Here is a 24,352-nt window from a genome sequence, read left to right on the forward strand (position 1 = left end):
GTATTCGCCTCCTAGTTTTTTCCGTAGCCGTCAGGACGTGATTGGTGCCAGCTCCAAGCGCTTTGAATGACATCTTCCAGATTGGTCCATTTTGGATTCCAGCCCAGGACAGATCTCGCTTTTGCAGATGAAGCTACCAGCACAGCCGGGTCACCTGCACGACGTGGTTCCTGTACAACCGGGATATCGAGGCCAGTCACTTTTTTGGCTGTTTCGATCACTTGTTTTACAGAGAATCCTGTGCCGTTACCCAGATTAAACACGTTACTGTTCTCACCTTTGCGAAGATAATCTACTGCACGCAGATGTGCATCAGCCAAGTCGCTCACGTGGATATAGTCACGGATACATGTTCCATCTTCTGTTGCATAGTCGTCACCAAACACGGCGATGTGCGGGCGTTGTTTCAATGCTGTTTGCAGTACGAGTGGAATCAAATGACTCTCTGGCTGGTGATCTTCACCAATTTTGCCGCTGTCATGTGCACCTGCTGCATTGAAGTAACGCAGGGAAACGTATTTGATATCCTGAACTTTATCGAACCATGACATCATGCGTTCCATCATCAGCTTTGTTTCGCCGTATACGTTGGTTGGCTCTGTACGATCACTCTCTTCGATTGGCACTTTCTCAGGCTCACCGTAGGTAGCTGCTGTAGAGGAGAAGACGATGCGGCGTACGTTCGCTGCATTCATCGCTTCCAGCAGACAGAGTGTACCAAACACGTTGTTGTCATAATATTTAACCGGGTCTTTCATACTTTCGCCTACGAGTGAGTTGGCTGCAAAGTGAATGACTGCATCGATTGAATTCTCAGCGAACAGCTTCGCCAGAATTTCTTTGTCACGCAGATCCCCTTCATACAACTTACCGCCGAGCAACGCTTCACGATGCCCTGTCTGCAAGTTATCCAGTACAACAACCTCTTCTCCACGTTCCAACAATGCTGCTACCGTATGAGACCCAATATACCCTGCTCCACCTGTCACCAAAATTGCCATTTTACTTCGCCTCCTTCAATTCTTTAACACCGTCGCCTACGCCGCATACATAAAAATCACCTTTGAGATGGGTACGCGCTTCATATGCAGCGCCCACTTCACTTACAAAACGCTCGACATCATCTTCATGCACAAGTGATACGGTACAACCGCCAAATCCTGCGCCAGTCATTCGAGCACCAAGCGTGCCTGGAATCCGCTGAGCTTCTTCAACCATAACATCCAACTCATCACAGCTTACTTCGTACAAATCGCGAAGCGATTCATGAGAAGCGTTCATCAGCTTGCCGAAGGTTTCCAGATCGTTACCCTGCAATGCTTCGACCGATGCGAGCACACGAGCATTCTCTTCCACAACATGTTGTGCACGCTGTCTTACTTTCTCATCCTTGATCTGATCCTGTAGTGTTACGAACTGCTCTGGCGTCAATTGAGCCAGGTAATTCAGTGCAGGCAGCTGTTCCTTCAAGATGGCAAGTGCCTGCTCGCATTGGGAGCGACGTTCATTGTAAGCCGAATCCACCAGACCGCGGCGTTTGTTTGTGTTACCGATGACCAATTTGTATGAGCCTGTACGGAAAGGAACCTTTTCGTACTCCAGTGTGTCACACATCAGCAGGATCGCGTGATCCTGAGCACCGTTTGCAACAGCGAACTGATCCATGATTCCACAGTTGACGCCTACGAACTCATTTTCCGCTTTCTGGGACAGAAGCGCCAGTTGAACCGTGTCAATATCCGATACACCCTCCAGAGACTGAATCGCAAATCCGGTAAGTACCTCCAGAGATGCGGATGATGAAAGTCCTGCCCCGTTCGGAATCTCCCCGTGGTACAGGAAGTCGTAGCCTTTTGTTACATTCACACCTTTGCCTTGCAGTTCAACCATGACACCAACAGGATAGTCGGTCCATTCTCCGGTTTTTTCCTTACCGATGGAGGAAGTGTCTAGTCCCCCTTCATAAGACATGTTCGTGGAAGCCAGTTGCAACTTGTTGTCCTGACGCTCACGAATGATCAATGTTGTTCCGAATTCAAGTGCTGCCGGAAGCACGTATCCACCGTTATAGTCAATGTGCTCACCGATCAGATTCACACGCCCAGGGGCATGAAATACACGGATGTCCGCTCCACTCTCTCCGTACTTCTCAATAAACTTTTGTTTCAATTCAGTTATGTTCACTGCTGGTGCACCTCGCCTCGTTGTTGTGGTTTTCTTAATGTTATTATATAAGAAAGCGGTGCCTCTTGTAATGCAACCATGTGTGTTTCATATGGATAAATGTGACCTTAAGGCGTATAATGATCGGAGCATCCCGGAAAGAAGGAAACGACCATGTCAGATCAATTCAACGCCAAGAAAGAATCCCTTGCATCTTCTAACGAAAAAATACAGGAATCACCTTCCGGTAAAAGCGGAGCACTCAGTTATTCGGTTGCCTCCAATCCGGTCTATTATGAACAAGGCGCACTGCATGTCCTGTTTGCCGGGGCAAGCCAGACCCTTCCGGGTCACGCCCTCGGTCCTAAATTGTTTGATTATTATCTGCTGCATTATGTAGAAAAAGGGGCGGGTACGTTCCGTACCGAACTGCACACCTACGAGTTATCCGCAGGTGATTGTTTCCTCATTCATCCCGGGCAACTGGTAAGTTACCAGTCTCACGCCCGCAACCCATGGCAATATCGCTGGATTGCCTTCACAGGCAGCCAGGCTGGCCAACATACCGAGGAAGCCGGGTTCCGCCCGGAGAAGTCTGTTTTTCATGCTGGACCATCCTGTGGAATATCCGATTGGCTATCCGTGATGCAGGATGCTTTTGCCGAGCGCAAAGAAAGCTCCCATTTCACATCACTGGGTACGTTATATATGATTCTAGCTGAAGCACAGAATCACCTTTCGCAGGGCCAAACCTTAATTCCAGGTGAATCCTCCATCCGACGTACGGTGAAACAGATGATTCAATATATGTCCACTCAATATGCTTATCCAGTCTCCATTGAACAAATGTCAGCGAGTCTTGGTTACAACCGTGCGTATCTATCCCGTATTTTCAAACAGGAAACCGGACTGTCACCGGTCACTTATCTGCTAAAACTTCGGATCGACAAGTCGCGCCAACTCCTGAGAGAACGTCCGGATCTGTCCATCGAACAGGTATCTGCATCGGTCGGACTGCCAGACGCGCTGTACTTCTCCAAACAGTTCAAACGATTTCACGGTGAAGCGCCCAGCTTATATCGAGAGAAAATACTGTCCCGCCCACTACATCAGGGGTTACAGCAGAATGCTCAACAAAACAAACGGTGAGCAACATAACGGACGGAACCACGGACGACAAAAAAGGTGCATTCCGCCATTATGGCTAAGATGCACCTTTTGCACTTTATTTATTTGTCATCAGGCTCCGGAGACAGGATGGATTCAATCCGTTCCAATTCCTCTGTAGAGAAATCCAGCTGACTGAGCGCAGCCACATTCTCTTCAATCTGGGAAGTACGACTTGCGCCAATCAGCGCGGAAGTTACCCTGCCGTTACGCAGCACCCATGAGAGTGAAAATTGGGCCAAACTCTGACCACGGGCTGCTGCAATCTGGTTCAGCGCACGCACTTTGCGGAGTGTCTCTGGAGAGATGTTGTTTTCATTCAGGAATACCGACGGTCCTTTGGCACGTGAGTCTTCCGGAATACCATTCAAGTATTTGTTCGTAAGCACACCTTGTGCCAATGGACAGAATGCAATACTGCCTGTTCCATACTCATCCAGCACGTCCTGCAAACCATCTTCAATCCAGCGGTCCAGCAGCGAGTATTTCGGTTGATGGATTAACAATGGCGTACCCAGACCTTTCAGAATTTCGGCAGCCTGTCTTGTCTGCTCTGCGGGATAGTTGGAGATCCCTACATAAAGGGCTTTGCCCGAGCGAACAATATGATCCAGTGCCATCATCGTTTCTTCCAAAGGTGTTTCGGGATCATAACGATGTGAATAGAAAATATCCACATAATCCAGGCCCATACGCTTCAAGCTCTGATTCAGACTGGATACCAGATTTTTGCGTGAACCCCACTCTCCATAGGGCCCGGGCCACATATAATACCCCGCTTTGGTGGAGATCACCAGTTCATCACGATAAGGTTTCAGATCCTGGGCCAGTACCTGTCCAAATAACTGCTCTGCCGAACCTGCCGGTGGGCCATAATTGTTGGCAAGGTCAAAATGTGTAATGCCCAGATCAAATGATCGGGTAATCATATTACGGCCATTCTCAGCGTTATTAATACCGCCAAAATTATGCCACAGCCCCAGTGAAATCGCTGGCAGTTTCAAACCTGAACGTCCAACGCGGTTATATTTCATCGTTTCATAGCGAGTATCGCTTGCTACGTAGACCATTATGAATCCCTTCTTTCCCCAGGTTCCGCCTCTTGTATCCGGTCTATACCGGATAATGCGGTTATTCAGTACGTACGTTTAACCAAGAATCTGGTCCACATTATTCATTACCTCGCCAATCGGCTCTGTAATCAGCAAATCAGCCCTGCGGTCGTAAGCGGTAGGTGTAGCGTTGAGCAGAACGGTATGTTTTCCCTGAAAATACGTAATTAACTGTGCCGCTGGATATACCGTCAGTGACGTGCCTCCCACGAGTAACAGGTCTGCAGAAGACAGTGCATCAATGGAGCGGTACAATGTCGTCTGATCCAGTTCCTCTTCGTACAGCACCACATCCGGCTTGATCACACCACCACATGTGGTACAGCGAGGTACCGTATCTTGGGATTGTAAAATATCATTCAGCGTATAAAACTGCTTGCAATCCATGCAGGCATTACGATGAACTGAGCCGTGAAGCTCAAAAACATTGCTGTTGCCTGCCTTCTGATGCAGTCCGTCGATATTTTGCGTGATCACTGCCTGAAGTTTTCCTTCCTGCTCCAGACGGGCCAATAGTCGATGGCACCCATTCGGTTCAGCATCTGGATGAAGCATTTTGCCACGATAAAAATCATAAAAAATATCGGCGTGTTGATCAAAAAAATGTCGACTTAATAACTCTTCCGGTGGATAAGGCGAATGCTGCTCCGTCTGATACAGACCCGCAGCCGAGCGGAAGTCGGGAATCCCGCTTTCCGTTGAAGTTCCGGCCCCTCCGAAAAAAACAATCCGGGAGCTTTCCTGAATCCAGGCAGCCAGCTGTTCTGTTGCGTTCATCCTCTCTCCTCCTTTTGTTTACTATATAAATTGAACTAAAGAATATTTACACTGGCCACTCCGATGACAGAACAACCTTCCGATCGCTGTTATCCACAGATTTTTTTGATTCCTTTCTAAAGGGAAAAATCCGAGGATAAAGGCGAACACTCCGTTTCTTCAGGTTATTTCTGTCCTCTCCGTTTTGTGTAAATGTTGAGTTCAATTTATATCGTTCAACCAAGCCAGGGTGACTTATAAAATAACGCTTATCTCATTATAATGACGAATAATGGCATGGGCATCAACCAGGTGAGATCCTTGATCTAACTGCGGACAGTAACCGAGGGTATAGGATACCTCTGCGTGCCGCCCCATCTGCATATCCCCATTACTGTCTCCAATTACAACGGCCTTCGCAGGATCGATATGTAATTCACGGCAAGCCAGGAGGGCTGCTTCTCCATCTGGTTTGCCCTGTGTCACCCGATCACAGCCCACAATGGAGGTGAAAAAGGAACGAATCCCCATCCAATCCAGATGTGTTTCTGCTGCCGCTGTACTGTCTGAAGTGACGACTGCCAGCTGTATGTCTGCTGCCCTGCAACTGTCTAAGAAAGCAAGTAATCCTGGCATCGGTTCAGCCGATTTGCGCTCCCTTACCGATTTCATGGCCACACTTGAAAATTGGCGTATCGTTGTGATCGCTTCATTCCATGGCATGCCTGCTGCATACAGCTGGCCGGCAAGCAATCCCGTACATTCATCCACAGTCGCAATGGCCAGTGGGCCTTGCGGATCATAGCCGACAATATGACCTTCTGCATTATGAATGGTGCCCAGGACGTGCTCCCGTTCAACCGTAAATGAAGCTCCAAGCTCATTCATACGTGATTGTAACTGACTCAGCAACGTCTCTGCCCACGGCCCCCATAGCTGGAGGAATTCCAACAGTGTTCCATCTTTATCGAACAGGATACCTTTACATGGGATCTGCACTCCATACACTTGAAGCATGGTCATCCGTATCACCTCCATCAAGTTATGCTATACATGCATACAGCCCTTAATGCAGAATAATCAAAATCTATTTGATCGTACTTAACCAAGCCAGTACTGTCTTGAGCGTCTGATTCAACTGTTCTTCTCCACTCACTTCCGGCTTGCCATCTCCTTTTTGATGACCATAATCACCGAACTGGGCGTGGTTTCCACCTTCAATGGTGTAGTACACCGTCTCCACGGGCAAATACATACGTCCACTCTGATACTTGGTCATATTCACAACCTCATCTTTAGTACCCAAAATGGTTAAAGCAGGTATTCCCAGTGTCATTACACTCCCTTTTTCATCCGGGTAAGATGCCAAGAAGAAGATCCCATGAAGTGCATCTGGATGTGCTGCTACATAACGTGCAGCCATGGACCCGCCGAGAGAGTGTCCACCCATAACGAATTGTTCGTCTGGATAGGCGGCCAGAATCTCATCTGCCAAGTTTGGCTTAAGCACTGCCAGGTTAACTGGCATCTTGGCAATAATGGTGTGATGACCCGCAGCAGCCAGCTCATGCGCGAGTGGTGCATAACTTTCCGGTTTCACCAGCCCACCAGGGTAGAAAAGTACACTTTTTCCAATCGGTTTATCTGGCACAAAATCAATCCAGTTCTCTTGTTCACTCACCGTCACCCGATTGGCTGTTTCCATGGCTGTTTGAGCTGATTCCTGTGGACCGTATGGTGTGAATAATTTCCACGCAACAAATCCACATCCAATGACAATGAGCGCCAGAAGTACGAGCAGGAATTTCCCGATGCCCCTCTTCTTGCGCCCTGTATTATACCGATTTCTCAACTTTAATCACCTTTCTTCACTTCCGCAGGTGCCGCGGCTCACAGAATTGGGAGCCTTTGTTCATCAGGCTCCCCTTCTCCGAATTGAAAAAATATTATTCTGCCTTGGCCTTGCGGTAAGCATCCATATATTGTTCCGCTTTGCGACGGACATGACTCAGGTCACCCGTCTTCACAGCTTCCGATGTCAAGTCGGAACCAATCCCTACAGCCACTGCTCCACCCTTGATCCAATCCCCCAGATTAGACAAGGATACCCCGCCAGTTGGCATAAAATTCGCCTGCGGCATAGGGCCCTTCATCGTTTTGATAATCGAAGGATCATACAGATTACCCGGGAACAACTTCACAATGTCCACGCCGAGTTCCAATGCGCGTTGAACATCAGCAATCGTCATCACACCAGGCAGAATCGGAATTCGATACAGGTTGCAGATCTGAACCGTATCCGGGTTCAGGGAAGGTCCAACTACAAACTCGGCACCCGACATGATAGCCGCTCTCGCCGTTTGCGGTTCAAGCACCGTTCCCGCACCAATAATCGCGAATTTCTCTGGATCTTGTGTGTTCCAATGGTATACACGGCTTAACTTTTCAATGGCTTTGAGTGCACTGGGTACTGTCATCGTAATCTCGATAACTTTAATACCACCCGCAATCGCTTGCTCGGCCATGGCAATGACTTGATCAGCAGAATCTGCACGCAGAACTGCCACAACCCCATTGTCCGTAATCTTTTGCAACAGCTGAAGCTTCTTCATTTCATTCTCTCCCTTGTCAATGTGGTGGTTGTGTATACAAGCCTTACATTTAAGAACGAAGATGAGCCATATATGATTCCAGAGCGACTAACGCTCAACATGGGCAACGTTGTTCAGCTTGGCCTCGACCTGCCCCCACGTCGGGAGCGCCTCCCAATCGCCAACAGCCTGTATAACCATGGAACCGGTCAAATTGCCGAGACGGGTTGCTTCCTGCGGGGAGTATCCTTTTAATAAACCCGATAAAAATCCCGCACAGAAACCATCTCCTGCTCCTACCGTATCCAGAACATAATCCGCCTTAAAGTACGGAACTTCCGTTAGGGTACCATTCGCCAATACGTAGGTCAAATCAGGGCCACCCTTCACGATGCACACAGCATTCATGGCAGATAAACGCTCAAGTACTTTTTGATCATTTTCTTCGTTATATAGAAGTTTCATCTCGTCCAGACCCGGTAAAAAGTAGTCTGCCAGTTCAGCTAAACGCAGTAAAACTGGACGGGCCTCATCCGCAGACCATAGTTTGAGACGCAGATTTGGATCAAAGCTTACTTTCACCCCTGCCTGTTTGGCAATATGTATGGCAGCCTCTACCGTAGCAAGTCCGGACGTGCTTATCGCTGCCGTTATACCCGTAACGTGCAATATCTTCGCCCCGGCAATATAGTCGGGATCCAGATCATCAGGTGTGATCGCACTTGCAGCAGATAGCTTCCTATAATAATGCACCGAGGCTTTCCCGGAAGCGTTCTCACGAATCATCAAACCAGTCGGCTCGTGATCACTTAACCTTACCCGGGATACATCTACGCCTTCACCGCGAATGGCTTTCAGTATCATACTGCCGATCGGATCATTGCCCAAACGTCCAAACCAACCACTGGTATGCCCCAGGCGTGATACGCCAATAGCCAGATTGCTCTCAGCCCCCCCGAAAGACTTGTCCAGTGTGGCTGCATATTCCAGCCCTCTTGTATCCTTGGCAGTCAGCAAACCCATACTCTCCCCAAACGTAATAATTTCCGGGCTTGGATAAGGACTCGTTGACATGATTTCTTCCCTCCTTATATTTACATTCCCTCATCTTCTTTTACTATTGTCATCCTCTATGCAACCGTTGTCAATCCCGTTGTGTTCATTTTGTTGTCACAGCTTTGAGAAAAGATAACGCTTACAAATGTGAATTAAATCACAATAGAGAATACACATCCATATTACCCTTATTACAGATGCAAATGACCTTTCAACCAGGATCTATAAGGGGGCTACACCATGAAAAATCAGACACTGATCCGGGATGATCAGGAATCTTTCTTTTACAATCTGCGCTTTATTCTTATCGTCTGTGTCCTTGCTGGCAATGCACTTGAACCACTCATTACACGTTTTGCAGGAGCCGAAGCTCTGTTCCTGTGGATATATACGTTTCACATGCCGCTCTTTGTATGGGTAACCGGGTATTTTGCGACACACTCACTCCAAGGTGCATCTGGGCGAAACGTCCTGAAGCAGATTGCACTACAGTACGTACTGTTTCAGTCCTTATACGCATTGATGGACTTTACCGTATTCCATACACCCCATATGCGGCTTTCCTTCTTTGCACCTTACTTGCTGTTATGGTTTCTCGCGAGTCATTTCTGTTGGCGACTGCTGCTTCGTCTGACGATTTCCTGGAAACCGATATATCGGCTGATTGGATCGATTGCGCTCGGTATAATTGCCGGGTATTTGCCCATCGACGGGTTCTGGCTCAGCTTCAGCCGTACGTTTGTATTTCTGCCGTTCTTTGTCATCGGTTATGACTATGGAGCAACCATCCGTTCACATTTATTATCCGGTTGGGGGCGAAAAACCGCAGCCATCCTCTCTGCTGCACTGTTGGTATGGATCGGGTATGGTGGTTTGAATATTTCATCCGGATGGTTACTCGGCAGCATGACGTACGCCGAACTGGGTCACCACGAATGGTATGCCGGCATCTTCCGACTTGGAGTCTACCTATTGGAGATCGCATCGGCAGTACTGTTCTTGGCCTGGGTACCTTCCTTGACTTCCAGACTGACGGACCTTGGACGACGCACACTCTATGTATTCCTGCTGCATGGGTTTCTCGTTCGTCTCGCGGTCTGGTCCGGAGTCTACAGTTATATGGGAAGCTCGGCGTATATTCCAGTCATACTTGTCATTGCCGTACTCTTCGCAGTCACCCTGGCTCTGCCGGCTGTACGTCACACGTTCAAACCCTTAATTGAACCGGATATATCCCGATTTTCTTTCCATCGACCTGAGGTGTTTAAACGGTCGGCCTAATGCTCTGACGGATCTCTTCACCATCCGTTCTATCCTGCTGTGTTGTTTCAGGCTGGAAATAAGGTGGTAAATTAGGGATACGCGCTACAAAAAACAACTTATCGTTGTAAGGAGTGATTTGTAATGGCACGTCAACCGACGTCAGAACGCAAGATGAGCCGTGAGGAAGCTGGCAGATTAGGTGGTAAAGCCACTTCCAAGAACCATGATCGAAGCTTCTACCAGATGATTGGAAAAAAAGGTGGAGAAGCGACTTCAGATGCCCATGACACTGACTTTTACAAGCAGATTGGTCGCAAGGGCGGCGAAGCAACCTCCGAAACTCATAATAAGGAATTCTATCGTGAGATTGGACGCAAAGGTGGAAGCAACTAATGAATTCCGCTCGCCACATCGAAACATGATCATAGCTTTTCCGCAAATCAAGAAGTCTAATTCCATGAAAATGGTTTGAGGCTTCTTTCTATTGATTGTAGAAATATGACGACGGTTGTGATAGACTCAATAGAAAAACCGGGTGTTCACGGGTTTAAAGCAGCAAAGAATTTCACAAACTACGGGGAGCTCGACACCGGCATGCCGGTCCTTTTTTTTAGAGTACGGATGAAATTAAACGACAGATGCACTGCCATTTACTTTTCCATTCATGTTGCTCAATATTATATATTTGGGGGGAATACACCATGTCAGCCAAGAAGATGCGTTCCGATATGATCAAAAAAGGTTTTGACCGTGCACCACACCGGAGTTTGCTCCGCGCAGCGGGCGTTAAAGAAGAGGATTTCGGCAAGCCATTTATTGCCGTATGTAACTCTTACATCGATATCGTGCCCGGCCACGTTCACCTGCAGGAATTCGGTAAAATTGTAAAGGATGCTATTCGTGAAGCCGGTGGCGTTCCATTCGAATTCAACACCATCGGTGTAGATGACGGAATTGCCATGGGACACATTGGTATGCGTTACTCGCTGCCAAGCCGTGACATTATCGCGGATTCCGTGGAAACCGTTGTATCTGCACACTGGTTCGACGGCATGGTATGTATCCCGAACTGCGATAAAATTACACCCGGCATGATGATGGGTGCACTCCGCTGTAATATCCCTACCGTGTTTGTCAGCGGTGGTCCGATGAAAGCCGGTCGTGACAGCAATGGTAAAGCTCTGTCCTTGACCTCTGTATTTGAAGGCGTAGGTGCTTACCAAGCAGGTAAAATCGATGACAAGAGCTTGCTTGAGCTTGAACAGTTCGGTTGTCCAACCTGTGGATCATGCTCCGGTATGTTCACAGCGAACTCCATGAACTGTCTGGCTGAAGCGATGGGACTGGCTATGCCAGGTAACGGAACCATCCTGGCTGTTGCTCCTGAGCGTCGTGAGTTTGTTAAACAATCTGCTAAACAACTAATGGAACTTATTAAAATGGATCTGAAACCACGTGATATCGTTACTGTAGAAGCGATCGATAACGCGTTTGCACTGGATATGGCGATGGGTGGATCTACGAATACAGTACTGCACACGCTGGCACTGGCTCATGAAGCTGGCATCGAGTATCCAATCGAGCGCATCAATGAAGTAGCTAACCGCGTTCCGCATCTGGCGAAACTTGCACCTGCTTCCGATCTTCACATCGAAGACGTTCACAATGCAGGCGGCGTAAGCGCAGTGCTGAACGAATTGCTCAAGAAACCAGGCGCGATTCACGGTGACTGCATTACCGTAACGGGTAAAACGATCCGTGAGAACGTTGAAGGAAAAGAAATTCAGGATACAAATGTCATTCACCACCTGGATAACCCGCATTCCGAAAAAGGCGGCCTGGCTGTATTGTTTGGTAACCTTGCACCACAAGGCGCTATCATCAAGGTTGGTGCTGTTGATGCTTCGGTTGGCGGATACCACAAAGGTCCTGCCATCTGCTTTGACTCCCAGGAGCAAGCGCTCGAAGGCATTGCTAACGGCAAAGTAAAAGAAGGACATGTTGTTGTTATCCGTTATGAAGGACCAAAAGGCGGACCAGGTATGCCTGAGATGTTGGCTCCTACTTCCCAAATCGTAGGTATGGGGTTGGGTGCTAAAGTCGGTCTGATCACCGATGGACGCTTCTCTGGCGCATCCCGCGGAATCAGTATCGGACATATCTCTCCGGAAGCAGCTGAAGGTGGTCCAATCGCCTTTGTTGAAGAAGGAGACATCATCGAGCTGGATCTGAACAACCGTATCATCGAATTGCACATCAGTGACGAAGAGTTTGAACGTCGTCGTGCAGGTTGGAAAGGCTTTGAACCGAAAGTAAAAACCGGTTACCTGGCTCGTTATTCCAAACTGGTTACCAATGCAAGCAACGGTGGCGTACTGAGTATCTAATTCATTAATCAATAAAGGGTTACTCTTCTGCCAAATCTGGCGAAGGGCAACCCTTTTCTTTTGCTGGTTGGTAAGATCAGTCCGTTAGTTCCGCTCTGGCAATATCTCTTGTTCAATTAACAATGATTCATCTCTGGATTCTTCTACCGTTGCTGCCACCTGCATAGTATGTTGACCGTAACGTTCCAACAGTAGATCCAGCGGCATAGCAATCATCTTGGGTACCAATTGTTCTGCACGCTGTTTCAGGCGTTTGGTTCCGGCAGGATGGATCACACTTAAGAGCAGTTTCAGGTATACTTTAGATGCAGCACTGAACGGACCAGGAGGCAATTCTTGTATGGTAAATCCAAATTTTTCCGGACCTCTGTTAATCATACTCACACCGTATATGGCCTTGGCAGATTGTAACTCAGGTTCGAGTGCCACCATGCGTGCCAGATCCGGCAATTGCTGTTCCATGGTCCGAATCATGCGAATAGCCAAATGCATACTGGAACGTGATGTCACTCCAAGTTCAAACAACTTTTGATTGTCAAAATGCAGTTCTATCACCGGATCTCCATTTTGAATGACATGGCCGTCATTCATCTCCACCCGTGCTCCGTGATATACACGTGATCTGAAGTGCAGCATGGGGTCCTCTGGCGAAGCCGTCCGTAGATGATACACCCAGTGGAACAACTTCTCCCAGCCCAGCCATAAGGCAACAACGATTCGTTTCCATAGCTTCAATGGTGTCTGTAATTGCGTTTTGTTCTGAGATTCGCTCACTGTGATACCTCCCATCAACGTATCAACGCGTACGCTTTGCAGGCCTAGCCGTTCAGCTTCCTGCAAGACGACTTCCAGCGCCTGAAGCATCTGCTCCGGCGCGCGTGCATCAGCACCAAGGGTCGTTCCTCGATCATGCAGCAGCATGACCTCTCCGCCTCTCAGTTCCTTCAGCATCCGTTCGGTCAATCTCTGGGCACCTACTCGGCTTCTCCAGTCCTCAAACATGGAAGACCACAGTACAATCTTTCGCTCTTTCTTACTGAAAAAATCAAACAGATTCATAATCCCCCACGGCGGACGATAATAACAAGTCTTCACACCGGTTACTTCATGAATAATCTGACCTGTTCGCTGAATCTGATCACGAACAGTACGCGGCCGCATGAGCCAGTTCGTCTTGTGAATATAATTATGAATGCCAATAAGATGACCTTCGTCATGTATGCGCTGAATGAGTTCAGGATGACTCGCAGCATGTTCTCCAACAACAAAAAATGTGGCTTTTGCTTGATGCAGACGAAGCAGATCGAGTAGTCTCGGCGTATAATGTGGATCTGGCCCATCGTCAAATGTTAATGCAAATTGTGTATCACTTCTTCCCCGTCGAAATACACGAAAACCAAAAAGCCTGCTAATCAAACTTGGAATAAAGGCGTAAAAAGATGAAAGATACAATAACCACAGTAGAATACTCTGAAGTATCATTGTCATGTTGCAAGCTCCCCACTTCTCCTGCTGAATTACGGTGCACGATGGCACTATCTAAAATAAACCGCCTTTAATTTTATCATAATTCAGACTTTTCTTGAATCCTGTTTTCCCAAAAAGATAGCTATCGTGTACAATAAATACAATCTAATTATTGCCATCAAAGGAGCCATGTCCATGCTACCGCTTTACAAAAAATACGGGCGAACTGTCTTTGACATCGCATTGCTCATATTAACCGTGTATGTGATCATGTACAGTTTCAGTCAATTATACCAAGTGGCTGCACCAGTCTTTCTATCATTCATCGTGTATTGGATGATTGAACCGCTGGCCAAATTTTTACATCGCAAAGGAATGCCCAAGACGCTTGGAGCCGCCATCTCCGTCTTGTTGTTTCTTGCATTGATTGTCGCTGCCTTTTTTGGTGTGGGCTTAATTATCATTTCACAAATTTCCAATCTGCAAGATAATTTCCCCGTATACATTGAGATGATACAACGTGAATTCACCAATCTGGTGTTATTCATTCAGGACAAGTCAGATGCTCTCCCTGATGGAGTTATGGAAAAAGCGAATGATTATTTTGCAACACTGACCGGATTCCTGTCCAAATGGGTAACTAGCGGCGCGCAATTCGTCGTAGGTTTCCTCAGTTCATTCTCTTCTTTTATTACGAACTTCGGAATTGCGATTATTCTGGCATTTTTCCTGAGTATCGAGATTGAGTCCTGGCGCAAGTTCGCCCGTGCGAAAACGCCCAAAACATTAAAGTTAGCTATTGAATTCATGCGTAATCACGTGTTCAAGACAATCCGCTCGTATCTGAAGGCACAGATGATCATGATGCTCATTACGTTTGTATTGATTTATGCAGGTTTGTTGATTTTGGGAACCTCTAACGCCTTTACCATTGCGGCAGTCTGTGCGGTTTGTGATCTGGTACCATTGCTTGGCGTTCCTGTTGTGTTTATTCCATGGATCGTCTACTTATTCATTATTGGCAATAGTAGCCTGGCGATTGGCCTGATTGTGATTCTGGCAGTGACGATGCTGACAAGACAATTGCTGGAACCGAAAATATCGGGTAACTCGATTGGTGTATCTTCGGCGTACTTGATGCTTTCGTTTATGCTGATCTCCCTTTCGATCTTTGGCCTGGCTGGTGTCGTGTTATCTCCAGTGCTTCTGATCCTTCTGAAAGAACTGTTACAACAAGGGTACCTGCAAAAGTGGATTCACCTGCCAAAAGATGAATTTGAATCCTCTCCATTGGTCATGGACCCACCGGTTAGTAAGGCATCAGCGAATTCTGCCGAGTCTACTGTACAACGTCCCGTTTCTGCGAAGGATCATGAGGACTCAGCCAAATAGTCCATCACCTTCCTGAATAGAGCCGTCGCTTGATGTTGGCTGTCAGGAGAGACATTTTGAACAAGAACAGCTACAGCATATCGGGGTTGTTCTACCGGTCCATAACCAATGAACCATTGATTGTTGCGCTTCTCTCCATGTTTCTGTATCTGAGCTGTACCTGATTTCCCTGCAACATGCCACCGTGCACGCTGCAGGGATTTTCCTGTTCCCTCACGTACTACCTTATTCATCCATGATAACAGTTTATGCGCTGTTGCGGGAGCAATCTGTCCTGATGCTGAAGGTGAATCATGCAAGGGCATTTCCAGCATGGTGCCACCATCCGCATATCGGATGCGCTTAACGAGACGTGGTGCACTAACCTTTCCATCATGTAACAGTGTAACGATCAGATTGGCAGCTTGCAGCGGTGTGACCAAGACATCGCGCTGGCCGATTGCTGTCTGTATTTTCGCACCTTCATCAGTAGAAGAAACAGTCTCTGTTCTCACACGACCGTGATCCTCATGATCAAAGTGTCGTAACACGGGCATTCCTGCCATCTGCTTCCCCTCCCAGCCAATCGGACGCGCGAGTCCCAGACGATCAGCCGTGTTCTCCAGTTGCTCCATACTAAGCCTGCGCGCCGTTTCCGCGAATACGATGTTGCAAGACTCCGCGAATCCTTGCTCCTGATTCAGGTCTCCATGCCCATGCTCCTTCCAGCAAGACAGCCCATATCTTCCGTACTCACCACCGCAATGGAATTCTTCTCCGCTAGAAACCGCATGATACTCCAAAGCAGCAGCCGCAGTGACAATTTTGAAAATGGAACCCGGTACGGCTCCCTGCACTGCACGATTACCCCAGGCCGATTGCTTGGGGTTCACATGTTGTGGCTGATAGAAAGGGCGGGAGATCATGGCACGAACATCCGCGTTAGCAGCATCTAACACAACAATGGCCCCTTCTTGTAATCCAGATTCTTGCGTCAACTCTTCCAACCCACGCTGTAACTCAGCATCCACTGTGGTTTCTACACGTAAAGGATAATGGGTATTGGCTGGTGCAATGACATGTGGCTGAATATCAGGGATAATCTCTCCACCACCCGAGACCATGCGTGATACAAGCGTAGGGCCAATTCCCCTTAACAGGGGTTCAAGTGTCCTCTCCAGTCCAGCCGCCCCTGATTTCATAGCAAATGGCTGTTTTACTTCATCCTGATGCCCAGTTATAACCTTGGAGGACTCGGGCTGTTCAGCCAGATAACCCATCCACTGCATCCCTGTATGCCCCTGGAGATACCTTGTCATCATTGGATAGATGCCAGCTCCTTGCAGCTGCAAACTACGTAGGCGCTCCACTTGAGCAGCGGTCAAATGAACAGGCTGATGTGAACCTGCTGTCCAGAAATGAGGTGTATTCTCCTGATTCCATTCCTTCTTCAATTGATCCGGATCGGTATGTAATATAGCTGCCAACTGTATCATCTCGGAGCCTTCTAATGTCCCATGCTTGCGTAATGTCTCTAATGGTCCTGCCTGTGGAAAAAGAACCAATCCCCATTGCAGCTTACCAGTCAACGCTTCACCCTTGTAATCCGTAAATTGTCCCCGCCCCGGGTCAAGCATCACCCCGCGTTCACGCTGCAATACAGACATTTCCCGTACCGTTCGGTGAAGTCCGGGCATCGTCTGATTCACCTGAACAATCTGGACCCAACCCAATCGTAGTATAAGCAATCCAAAAACAAGAGTTAGAAGAATACAAGTTATATAGATTCGCCGTTTCGCAAGGAGATGCATCCCAATCTCACCTTTTGTCGTTTTGACATATTATTGCTGATATGACTTGGAATTATCCGGTAAACAAAAAGAAAACCTGTCCCATGTGCGGGACAGGTTCTCCTCATTTCAACCTTGGCTTGTTACACCGTAAAGCGTGACAAGGTTTCTTTCAGTTCAGTAGACACATTCTCCAGTTTGCCAGACAGATTGACCAGCTGGTTACTGATATTTTGCTGTTCACTGCTCAAGGAAGCTACTTCTTGGGACGTTGCAGAAGATTCTTCAGCTACAGCGCTGACATTGCTCATGGCTTCAGACAAGGTACCTTGAGATTTGTTTAAATCTCCAATAGAACCTGTCACCATGCCCAGACGTTCCACAAATGCACCCATCTGTTCCTGTACGGAAGCAAAGATGACGTTGGTGTCTTTAACCGCATCCATCTGTTCCTTGAATAACGGATAGGCTGCCGACAAAGCATCCACGGTCTCATTCATTTCAGTCATGATTTTGTCTGTGATCTCTCCAACCATCTCAATGGATTGTCTGGATTGAGCCGCGAGCTGACGAACCTCATCAGCCACCACCATAAATCCGCGTCCGGCTGCACCGGCACGTGCTGCTTCAATGGTTGCATTCAGGGAAAGGATATTGGTCTGCTTCGTTATGTTTTGCAGTACTTCAAGCACTTTCAGAACAGAGGACGTGCTCTCTTTCAGCGAATCAACCTTATTCACCAGTGCACCAATCATTTCTTCTGTCTTCTGGGTTTTGGTCATCAACTGATTCAGATGTTGTGTTCCTGTCTGACTGGACTTCTCTACATGACGAGCAGAATCACCCATCTGTTCATTAGCAGCGATTACACTCTGCATCTGACGAGAGATATTGTCAGTTAATTCATTACCACGTTCCGCTTCGGTTGCCAAACTGCCTGCACCGCCTGCGATCTCCTCTGTAGCTACGGCGATCTCCGAAGCAGATACAGCCGTTTTCTTGGATGCACTGCTCAGCTCAGAGGCTGTATCCAATACTTCCTGCGCAGAACGATTGGTTTGTTCAACCAGCTTAGTAATCTGCTCCATCATCAGATTGAAGGCGGTCGAGAGCTGACCAATTTCATCCTTGGAGCTATATGGTGTACGAACTTTAAGATTACCTTTCGCACCTTCCTGCATCAGGTCTTTCAATTTGCCGAGTGGACGAGCGATCATACGCACCATCCAGATCCCGATCAATACTGCAATCCCCGCATCAATCAGCGCCATCCACAAGGTCAGAGTCAGAATGCCCTTTGCATCCTGAACCAATACAGAGGTAGGTATCATACCAACCAGTTTCCAATTGGATGTATCCATCGTACTGTATACAGCCAACATTTCCGTAGATTTGCCATCTACCACATACTCCGTATTCGTACTACCTGCTGGTTCGGTCAACTCTTTGACAAATGCAAGCTCTGTATCTTGTCCCGTACGATCCGAGATGGAGGATGCAACCACTTTATTATCCGGAGCAATCAGTTGAAGAACAGCTCCTTGCCCCAGATCAAGCGATTTCAATTGTTCCTCCAAAACTTCCAGTTTCAGTTCAATAACCAGAACATACGACTGAGTAGTCCCCTGCAGGTTTTTCATGGAACGTGCAATTTTAAACGTTGGGGTTGAGCCATCTTCCTTGACCTCAGTTGGAAGCCAGCGATAACCGCCCGCCTCAATCAACTCACTGTACCACGCTTCCTGGCGAATGTTGCCCATGGATGAACTGTTGCTGCCTGTACCCATAATGGACTTTGTATCGTCCGTAGGTACCAAATAAATCGCTTCCATAGATTTATTTGTAAATGCAACATTAGACAGTTGCTTGTTGATGGAACTTGAGTTTATGAATGTATCATACGCAGTCAGATTTTGATCTGACATTTTTTGTAGCAAGGACTGCATTTCAGGATCAAAGAAAATCTGTGTGGATGTATCCACAAATCTCTCCAAAATAATGTCCATTTTTTGTTTGGTCTGATCAATGGTCTCCTGATTGGCACGTGAGGCATTTTTCTCTATCGTACCCTTGGCTTTTGAATAGGATAATAGACCTAAACTCACTACAAAAATCATAATTCCCGCAAAAAAGATCAAGAACAGTTTAACCCCTACGGATTTAACCGGATTTGCCTTCTTAATCTGTTGGAAAGAAGAACCTCCAAGGTTTTTCCAATCCCGGTTTTTAAATTGTTTCTTCACCCAATCAGTCTTGATCCAGCCCAGCTTGAGCTTGCTGCGGTCAATCTTAAACAATCTTTTGCCAGTGCCTGTTGTTTTGCTTTTGACTACTTTTTCTTTCTTCACTTTCTGAACCTTCTCAGGATTAACCTGCTCGGCTTTTGTCACTTGCTCCCCACTGTCTTTCTGCTTCTTTTGAACCAATCCCATTCACCTGCCAGTAATTTACTTGTTGGATTTTTCTTTCTCTCCCCTATAAATATGTAGTATTCGACAGCTTTCTTCGTTCCCCTTTCACTTCCCAGAAATATTTTACAACTTTATTCCTATTTTTCTATAAAAAAAAGACCCCCATCTGCCGATAAACGGAGGTCCCTAAGTAAATTTCATAACACTATTTTGTTAAATCATAATACAATATTGACACATCGTAGGTATTTGAGCCTACTTCTTTTTTCTCATCATATCGAAGTACGAAACCGGTTGGTCTACCTTCATTTTAATCAGCTGCAACGGGTGACGAGCAGCATCCAGAACATTGCCTTCTTCATCCTGTATTTCACCGACGACCTGTTTGAAAAAGTGACCTCCCGGACCGAAAAATTCGATTTCCTGTCCTGGTTTGAAGTGATTGCGCTGTTGAATGGTTGCCATTCCTGTTTCAGCATCATACCCCATGACCAAGCCAGCGAAGTCAAAAGGTACAGCCTTTTCTTCCGGTTCATAGATATGATCTTCATGGTCTGGTGTATCATAGAAAAATCCGGTATTCAGCGGGCGATTCGCCGCTTTGTTCATTTCTTCAACCCATTCAGGTTTCAGAACATAATTTTCCGGGTCTGCCATATAGGAATCAATAGCTTGACGGTAGACGTTAACCACAGTTGCCACGTAGTGGATCGATTTCATACGTCCTTCGATCTTGAAACTGTCCACTCCCACATCAATCAACTCGGGAATATGGCCAATCATGCACAGATCCTTTGATCCCATGGAGAATGAATTATCCTGTTCCTCGAACAGGGGAAGCTGGTTCTCACCCAGTTTGAATGTCGCAGGGGCCTTCATCTGCATGTCCTCTTCGCTGACCCACACCGTATCTTCTCTCGCATCCTCGAACAGATCATACTTCCAGCGGCAAGACTGGCAACAGCCGCCCCGGTTGGAGTCCCGATCCGTAAAGTGATTGGAGAGCACACAACGTCCGGAATACGAGGAACACATCGCCCCATGAATAAAGGCTTCAATTTCGATATCCACATTGGCCTTGATCTCTTCAATCTCTTCAAAGCTGGTCTCACGTCCGAGAACAACACGTGGAAGTCCTTCATCTTTCCAGAACTTCACGGCTTGCCAGTTGAGTGTGGATTGTTGAGTACTTAGATGTACCTCAAGGCCTGGGACAGCACGAAGGGCTACTTCAATGATAGCCGGATCGGCTACGATGATCGCAGAGATCCCCGCATTATAGAGGTTTTGCAGGTACGTTTCGATACCCTCAACATCCTCATTATGTGCATAGATGTTTGTCGCTACGAACACCTTGGCTCCATACTTTTTGGCAAACTCCACACCTTCACGCATCTCTTCAAAGCTGAAGTTATCCGCGTTGGAACGCAGTCCATAGGCTTGTCCACCGATATATACGGCATCTGCACCGTAATGGATCGCAAATTTCAGTTTTTCCAGATTACCCGCCGGAGCTAGCAGCTCCGGTTTGTCCAGACGGTTACGTTTCCCCGAAAACTTCCGCTGTACCGCCACTGTTTCCATTCTGTTCACCTCGTCTATTAATACACTTGTTCTTTATAGAAAAATCCAAACGACAATTCACGTTCAGGGTCCTGTAACTTCCGTACCTCAGCGAGCCACTCTTCAGAGAACTCATATGCATCAGAATCGGCTATATAACTGTCAATCGCTGTCCGATATGCACGTACAACAGCTTCATTGTAAGTGAGTGATTTTAACATACCTTCAATTTTGAAACTGTGCACACCCGCCTCCATCAACAGATGAAGGTCTTCGAGGATACATATATCCTCAGAGCTCATAATGTGTGTACCGTTAATATCCTCGTAGATCGGGAATTTCTCATCTCGACGTTCAGCCTCGATCAGGAACAATCCCCGCTCTTTGCCCAGATGTCCCTCAACCGGCCGCCCTTGATGAGCCATATAACTTTGCACCAGACTGCGCTTGGAATGATAAATATTCGTCATGCCATGCACCTGAACCTGAGCTTCCACCTTTAAAAAAGGAACCATTTCCGTCAACTCGTCCATATTCAACTCTCGGGCAAGTACAACGCGACTAGCTCCCTTGGTTCCCCAATAGTTGGCCGTCGCATAGTTCGTTGAAGTCATTTCCGCATTCCAGTGCAACTTCACATGTCGCGCGTATTCCTTCATGGTAGCCAGCACGGATGGATCATTAAACTCCACACCATCAATACCGATTCTGCCAAGTGCTTGGACATATTCAGGCAATTCTTTCAACAGTTCGTTGGACATCAGATTAGTCATGGATACATACACACGCGCCTGATGTTTGGCTGCAATGGCAACCACCTCTGCTGTCTCTTCCACGCTAAAGCTGCCTGGAAGACGCATGCCGAATCGATCATCTCCAATAACCAGAGCATCTGCTCCCGCCTGAAGCAGCACTTCTGCCTCTTTCACATTCGCTGCTGTAACGAGCAGTTCATGTTTCTTACTCATATAATCCCCTCCGCTTATTGCGCAGCCTTACTTTTGGCTATATTTTGCTGGTGTTCCTTATACGTTTTGGCAAATAGATGTCCAGACGAGCCATCCTTTTTTGTCACATAGAACAGATACTCCGAAGCTTCCGGATTTAGCGCTGCCTCAATGGACGGAAGACTTGGACTGGCAATTGGACCTGGTGGCAAGCCTTTGTTCAGGTACGTATTATAGGGACTTTTCACCTTTAGATCCTTGAAAAACAATCGTTCCTTCGGTCTGTCGAGCAGATATTGCACGGTAGCATCAATCTCCAGCTTCATATCCTGATTGATCCGATTGTAGATTACACCTGCAACCAGAGCACGTTCCTCATCCACTACAACTTCTTTCTCCACAAGTGACGCAATGGTCAGCAGCTCATGCAAGGAAAGATTCTTTTCCTGGAGCTTGGCTTCCAAATCAGGAATGGAATTAATCTTGGTCTGGAATTCTTCCAGCATCCGTTGCATCACATCATGCGTGGAACTTCCCTTTTTCAGCTCATACGTCTCCGGGAATAGATACCCTTCCAATACGTAGCGAAGTTCTTCATCCACTGGAATATCTTTGATGATATCTACATCAAAGGCCGAAGGATCATTGGCCAGCTTGATGAATTCATCCCGATCTACAACATGCTCATAAGAAAGCTTACCCGCCATTTGCAGAACGTTATAACCCTCCGGAATCGTAAATTTCACCATTTCCTCCGGTACAACTTCACCACTACTCAGCTTGCTAACAATCTCATCATATGTCACGCCAGGATTCATTGAATATGTACCCGCCATGAAATTAGAACCTAGTTTCTTCCACTTTAAATACCCTTTAAAGGTTAACCCGCTACGAATAAGGCCTTCTTCTTGAAGCTGATCCGCGATTTTCGAAGTTCCCGATCCGCTCTTAATCTCGAATACGACCGGTTCTGTAGAAGCTTCCACAGGACGCATCATACTCCATACGTAACCGCCTGCGCCTCCGACAAGAACTACAATGATAAGCAGTATGACTACAATTGCTTTCCCTTTCAAAAAAGAAACAACTCCTTTACACAACCAAAAAGAGCGGACTTCTCCGCCCTCCCGGTTTCTTCAATTTGAAGCTGATTTAATCTTCGTCAATGGGGAGTGTACACTCATCATACAGTTCCGAGATATTCTCCCACTCATCATCATCGTCGATCGTAACTAACTCTGGCATGATCTGGTCTTCACTTCCAGGTGATACCCGCAGAAGTTCAACCTCGTCATAAGGTCGCAACGAACTGCGGAGCACCGCGTACTGCTGACCGTTCACTTCGAACTCAGCCAACAAGTCATACGGTTGTGATTTACCGTTCTCTTCCTCGAGCTCAACATGAGCACCGAATGCCAGACGCAGTGAATCTGTCCATTTCAGGTCTTTGCGGCTATATTCCGTCATTTAGTTCGCTTCCTCTTCATCTTCAGCAAGAAATGTATTAAACGTCTCCTCGACGATATCCCATTCGGCATCATCTTGGATGACGAAAAGTTTAATATCGTCGCCCTCTTCTTCATAACGGAATGCATATACATCCGTTTCGCCATCTTCAGGTTCAACCGGAGCAACCATCATGTACTTGGCCTCCGAACCATCTACTTCAAACTTCATGATGACTTCGAATTCCTCTTCATTACCCTCGTCATCCGCAATGTAAATAATTTCCGCTTCTTCTTCCATACCCAGTTGATCTTCAGCCATTGTTGATCCCCCTCACCTTCTACTATTGGCATCCAAATAATTTTGCAAAATCAAGCTTGCGGCCATTTTGTCCACAACCTGTTTGCGTTTTTTCCGACTGACATCCGCTTCGATCAGCGTACGTTCTGCTGCCATGGTTGTCAGCCGTTCATCCCAAAGGTGAACAGGTAAATTCAGTTCATCCCGCAGGCGATCGGCAAAAGCAATGCATATCTCACCGCGCGGTCCTACGGTGCCGTTCATGTTTTTGGGAAGTCCGACTACGATCTCACTAATCTCATGCTCACGCACAAGTTCGGCAATCCGAGCGAACTCGCCTTCATCACGGCGGCGTTCTAGCACTTCCAATCCCTGGGCAGTCCAACCGAAGGCGTCACTCGCGGCAACTCCGATTCTTCGGTCCCCATAGTCCAAACCTAATATTTTCATCCATGCTCTCCCATCCTGGGGCCTGCTTAGGTCGATTACAAATAATCGCCTTCTCAAGCTTCAGGCTGTCTTCTGTCGGTTCATTTCCCGCTGCCTGCAAGGCTGCAACACA

At 47.2% G+C, this 24,352-nt stretch carries 21 protein-coding genes and 1 pseudogene; 5 read left to right on the plus strand and 17 right to left on the minus strand.

Annotated elements, in window-relative coordinates; all coding sequences use genetic code 11:
• Positions 1 to 11 precede the first annotated feature (11 nt).
• Together galE and ACE04G_RS01970 are read right to left on the minus strand one after the other, a co-directional pair.
• Complete coding sequence (gene galE, locus ACE04G_RS01965) at positions 12 to 1,001, minus strand: UDP-glucose 4-epimerase GalE (RefSeq protein WP_017686840.1); 990 nt, start codon at positions 999 to 1,001, stop codon at positions 12 to 14.
• A gap of 1 nt (position 1,002) precedes the next feature.
• Entirely contained in the window at positions 1,003 to 2,184 is a 1,182-nt protein-coding gene (locus ACE04G_RS01970; protein WP_221824726.1) for a galactokinase, read from the minus strand.
• A 153-nt stretch (positions 2,185 to 2,337) separates the two neighbouring features.
• Between ACE04G_RS01970 and ACE04G_RS01975 the strand changes: the two genes are divergently transcribed.
• Positions 2,338 to 3,312 carry an AraC family transcriptional regulator gene (locus ACE04G_RS01975; protein ID WP_260632992.1) on the plus strand — a complete coding sequence of 325 codons (975 nt, stop codon included), beginning with the start codon at positions 2,338 to 2,340 and terminating at the stop codon, positions 3,310 to 3,312.
• A gap of 80 nt (positions 3,313 to 3,392) precedes the next feature.
• Here ACE04G_RS01975 and mgrA read toward each other — a convergent pair whose 3' ends face one another.
• From mgrA to ACE04G_RS02005, 6 genes are all read right to left on the minus strand, one after another.
• Positions 3,393 to 4,400, minus strand: a complete 1,008-nt coding sequence (mgrA, locus tag ACE04G_RS01980; protein WP_221824727.1) for an L-glyceraldehyde 3-phosphate reductase — start codon at positions 4,398 to 4,400, stop codon at positions 3,393 to 3,395.
• Positions 4,401 to 4,478: 78 nt separating this feature from the next.
• On the minus strand, positions 4,479 to 5,219 hold the full coding sequence (locus ACE04G_RS01985; protein ID WP_221824728.1) for an NAD-dependent protein deacylase: 741 nt from the start codon (positions 5,217 to 5,219) through the stop codon (positions 4,479 to 4,481).
• 234 nt (positions 5,220 to 5,453) lie between these two features.
• Entirely contained in the window at positions 5,454 to 6,221 is a 768-nt protein-coding gene (locus ACE04G_RS01990) for an HAD family hydrolase (protein ID WP_221824729.1), read from the minus strand.
• 64 nt (positions 6,222 to 6,285) lie between these two features.
• The gene (locus ACE04G_RS01995) at positions 6,286 to 7,050 is read right to left on the minus strand and encodes an alpha/beta fold hydrolase (RefSeq protein WP_221824730.1); all 765 of its coding nucleotides are present in this window, start codon (positions 7,048 to 7,050) and stop codon (positions 6,286 to 6,288) included.
• A gap of 94 nt (positions 7,051 to 7,144) precedes the next feature.
• Positions 7,145 to 7,810: a bifunctional 2-keto-4-hydroxyglutarate aldolase/2-keto-3-deoxy-6-phosphogluconate aldolase gene (locus ACE04G_RS02000; RefSeq protein ID WP_017686833.1), complete on the minus strand. Its 666-nt coding sequence runs from the start codon at positions 7,808 to 7,810 to the stop codon at positions 7,145 to 7,147.
• Between the two features lie 87 nt (positions 7,811 to 7,897).
• Positions 7,898 to 8,863, minus strand: coding sequence for a sugar kinase (locus tag ACE04G_RS02005; RefSeq protein ID WP_221824731.1), 966 nt, complete (start codon positions 8,861 to 8,863; stop codon positions 7,898 to 7,900).
• Between the two features lie 222 nt (positions 8,864 to 9,085).
• Between ACE04G_RS02005 and ACE04G_RS02010 the strand changes: the two genes are divergently transcribed.
• The 3 genes and pseudogenes from ACE04G_RS02010 to ilvD all read left to right on the plus strand — a co-directional run bounded on the left by ACE04G_RS02010 (position 9,086) and on the right by ilvD (position 12,495).
• A complete protein-coding gene (locus tag ACE04G_RS02010) occupies positions 9,086 to 10,126 on the plus strand; it encodes an acyltransferase family protein (protein ID WP_221824732.1) in 1,041 nt (346 codons plus the stop codon).
• A 123-nt stretch (positions 10,127 to 10,249) separates the two neighbouring features.
• Positions 10,250 to 10,492: pseudogene (locus ACE04G_RS02015) on the plus strand (KGG domain-containing protein); the annotation flags it as partial.
• Between the two features lie 317 nt (positions 10,493 to 10,809).
• On the plus strand, positions 10,810 to 12,495 hold the full coding sequence (ilvD, locus tag ACE04G_RS02020) for a dihydroxy-acid dehydratase (RefSeq protein WP_074096200.1): 1,686 nt from the start codon (positions 10,810 to 10,812) through the stop codon (positions 12,493 to 12,495).
• Between the two features lie 84 nt (positions 12,496 to 12,579).
• Here the strand turns inward: ilvD and ACE04G_RS02025 are convergent, their stop codons facing one another.
• Positions 12,580 to 13,983, minus strand: a complete 1,404-nt coding sequence (locus ACE04G_RS02025; protein WP_339305436.1) for a polysaccharide deacetylase family protein — start codon at positions 13,981 to 13,983, stop codon at positions 12,580 to 12,582.
• Between the two features lie 174 nt (positions 13,984 to 14,157).
• Between ACE04G_RS02025 and ACE04G_RS02030 the strand changes: the two genes are divergently transcribed.
• A complete protein-coding gene (locus ACE04G_RS02030) occupies positions 14,158 to 15,354 on the plus strand; it encodes an AI-2E family transporter (RefSeq protein WP_449003413.1) in 1,197 nt (398 codons plus the stop codon).
• Here the strand turns inward: ACE04G_RS02030 and ACE04G_RS02035 are convergent.
• The 8 genes from ACE04G_RS02035 to ruvX form a co-directional block, all read right to left on the minus strand.
• Entirely contained in the window at positions 15,333 to 17,030 is a 1,698-nt protein-coding gene (locus ACE04G_RS02035) for a penicillin-binding transpeptidase domain-containing protein (protein ID WP_260633009.1), read from the minus strand. The two genes, ACE04G_RS02030 and ACE04G_RS02035, sit on opposite strands and share 22 nt — an antisense overlap.
• A 236-nt stretch (positions 17,031 to 17,266) precedes the next feature.
• Positions 17,267 to 19,555: a methyl-accepting chemotaxis protein gene (locus ACE04G_RS02040; protein WP_339305440.1), complete on the minus strand. Its 2,289-nt coding sequence runs from the start codon at positions 19,553 to 19,555 to the stop codon at positions 17,267 to 17,269.
• A gap of 234 nt (positions 19,556 to 19,789) precedes the next feature.
• A complete protein-coding gene (locus ACE04G_RS02045; RefSeq protein WP_221824739.1) occupies positions 19,790 to 21,118 on the minus strand; it encodes a peptidase U32 family protein in 1,329 nt (442 codons plus the stop codon).
• A 17-nt stretch (positions 21,119 to 21,135) separates the two neighbouring features.
• Positions 21,136 to 22,065 (minus strand): peptidase U32 family protein, encoded by a 930-nt coding sequence (locus tag ACE04G_RS02050; protein WP_339305442.1) that lies wholly within the window; start codon positions 22,063 to 22,065, stop codon positions 21,136 to 21,138.
• A 14-nt stretch (positions 22,066 to 22,079) separates the two neighbouring features.
• Positions 22,080 to 23,120, minus strand: coding sequence for an endolytic transglycosylase MltG (gene mltG, locus ACE04G_RS02055; RefSeq protein WP_243391439.1), 1,041 nt, complete (start codon positions 23,118 to 23,120; stop codon positions 22,080 to 22,082).
• Positions 23,121 to 23,196: 76 nt separating this feature from the next.
• The gene (locus ACE04G_RS02060) at positions 23,197 to 23,511 is read right to left on the minus strand and encodes a DUF1292 domain-containing protein (protein WP_047844066.1); all 315 of its coding nucleotides are present in this window, start codon (positions 23,509 to 23,511) and stop codon (positions 23,197 to 23,199) included.
• Positions 23,512 to 23,811: a DUF1292 domain-containing protein gene (locus tag ACE04G_RS02065; protein WP_017686820.1), complete on the minus strand. Its 300-nt coding sequence runs from the start codon at positions 23,809 to 23,811 to the stop codon at positions 23,512 to 23,514.
• A 12-nt stretch (positions 23,812 to 23,823) separates the two neighbouring features.
• The gene (gene ruvX / locus ACE04G_RS02070; protein ID WP_036616953.1) at positions 23,824 to 24,240 is read right to left on the minus strand and encodes a Holliday junction resolvase RuvX; all 417 of its coding nucleotides are present in this window, start codon (positions 24,238 to 24,240) and stop codon (positions 23,824 to 23,826) included.
• Positions 24,241 to 24,352 lie beyond the last annotated feature (112 nt).

The organism is Paenibacillus sp. AGC31 (genome assembly GCF_057334655.1).

Excerpts from the sequence above, each read along its gene's own strand:
- mgrA (WP_221824727.1), bottom strand. The coding sequence starts at position 4,400 with ATGGTCTACGTAGCAAGCGATACTCGCTATGAAACGATGAAATATAAC.
- ACE04G_RS02025 (WP_339305436.1), bottom strand. The coding sequence starts at position 13,983 with ATGACAATGATACTTCAGAGTATTCTACTGTGGTTATTGTATCTTTCA.
- ACE04G_RS02050 (WP_339305442.1), bottom strand. The coding sequence starts at position 22,065 with ATGAGTAAGAAACATGAACTGCTCGTTACAGCAGCGAATGTGAAAGAG.
- ACE04G_RS02030 (WP_449003413.1), top strand. The coding sequence starts at position 14,158 with ATGCTACCGCTTTACAAAAAATACGGGCGAACTGTCTTTGACATCGCA.
- ACE04G_RS02035 (WP_260633009.1), bottom strand. The coding sequence starts at position 17,030 with ATGCCCGGACTTCACCGAACGGTACGGGAAATGTCTGTATTGCAGCGT.
- galE (WP_017686840.1), bottom strand. The coding sequence starts at position 1,001 with ATGGCAATTTTGGTGACAGGTGGAGCAGGGTATATTGGGTCTCATACG.
- ilvD (WP_074096200.1), top strand. The coding sequence starts at position 10,810 with ATGTCAGCCAAGAAGATGCGTTCCGATATGATCAAAAAAGGTTTTGAC.
- ACE04G_RS02040 (WP_339305440.1), bottom strand. The coding sequence starts at position 19,555 with ATGGGATTGGTTCAAAAGAAGCAGAAAGACAGTGGGGAGCAAGTGACA.
- ACE04G_RS02010 (WP_221824732.1), top strand. The coding sequence starts at position 9,086 with ATGAAAAATCAGACACTGATCCGGGATGATCAGGAATCTTTCTTTTAC.
- ACE04G_RS01990 (WP_221824729.1), bottom strand. The coding sequence starts at position 6,221 with ATGACCATGCTTCAAGTGTATGGAGTGCAGATCCCATGTAAAGGTATC.
- ACE04G_RS02005 (WP_221824731.1), bottom strand. The coding sequence starts at position 8,863 with ATGTCAACGAGTCCTTATCCAAGCCCGGAAATTATTACGTTTGGGGAG.
- ACE04G_RS01975 (WP_260632992.1), top strand. The coding sequence starts at position 2,338 with ATGTCAGATCAATTCAACGCCAAGAAAGAATCCCTTGCATCTTCTAAC.
- ACE04G_RS02060 (WP_047844066.1), bottom strand. The coding sequence starts at position 23,511 with ATGACGGAATATAGCCGCAAAGACCTGAAATGGACAGATTCACTGCGT.
- ACE04G_RS01985 (WP_221824728.1), bottom strand. The coding sequence starts at position 5,219 with ATGAACGCAACAGAACAGCTGGCTGCCTGGATTCAGGAAAGCTCCCGG.
- ACE04G_RS02000 (WP_017686833.1), bottom strand. The coding sequence starts at position 7,810 with ATGAAGAAGCTTCAGCTGTTGCAAAAGATTACGGACAATGGGGTTGTG.
- ACE04G_RS02065 (WP_017686820.1), bottom strand. The coding sequence starts at position 23,811 with ATGGCTGAAGATCAACTGGGTATGGAAGAAGAAGCGGAAATTATTTAC.
- ruvX (WP_036616953.1), bottom strand. The coding sequence starts at position 24,240 with ATGAAAATATTAGGTTTGGACTATGGGGACCGAAGAATCGGAGTTGCC.
- ACE04G_RS02045 (WP_221824739.1), bottom strand. The coding sequence starts at position 21,118 with ATGGAAACAGTGGCGGTACAGCGGAAGTTTTCGGGGAAACGTAACCGT.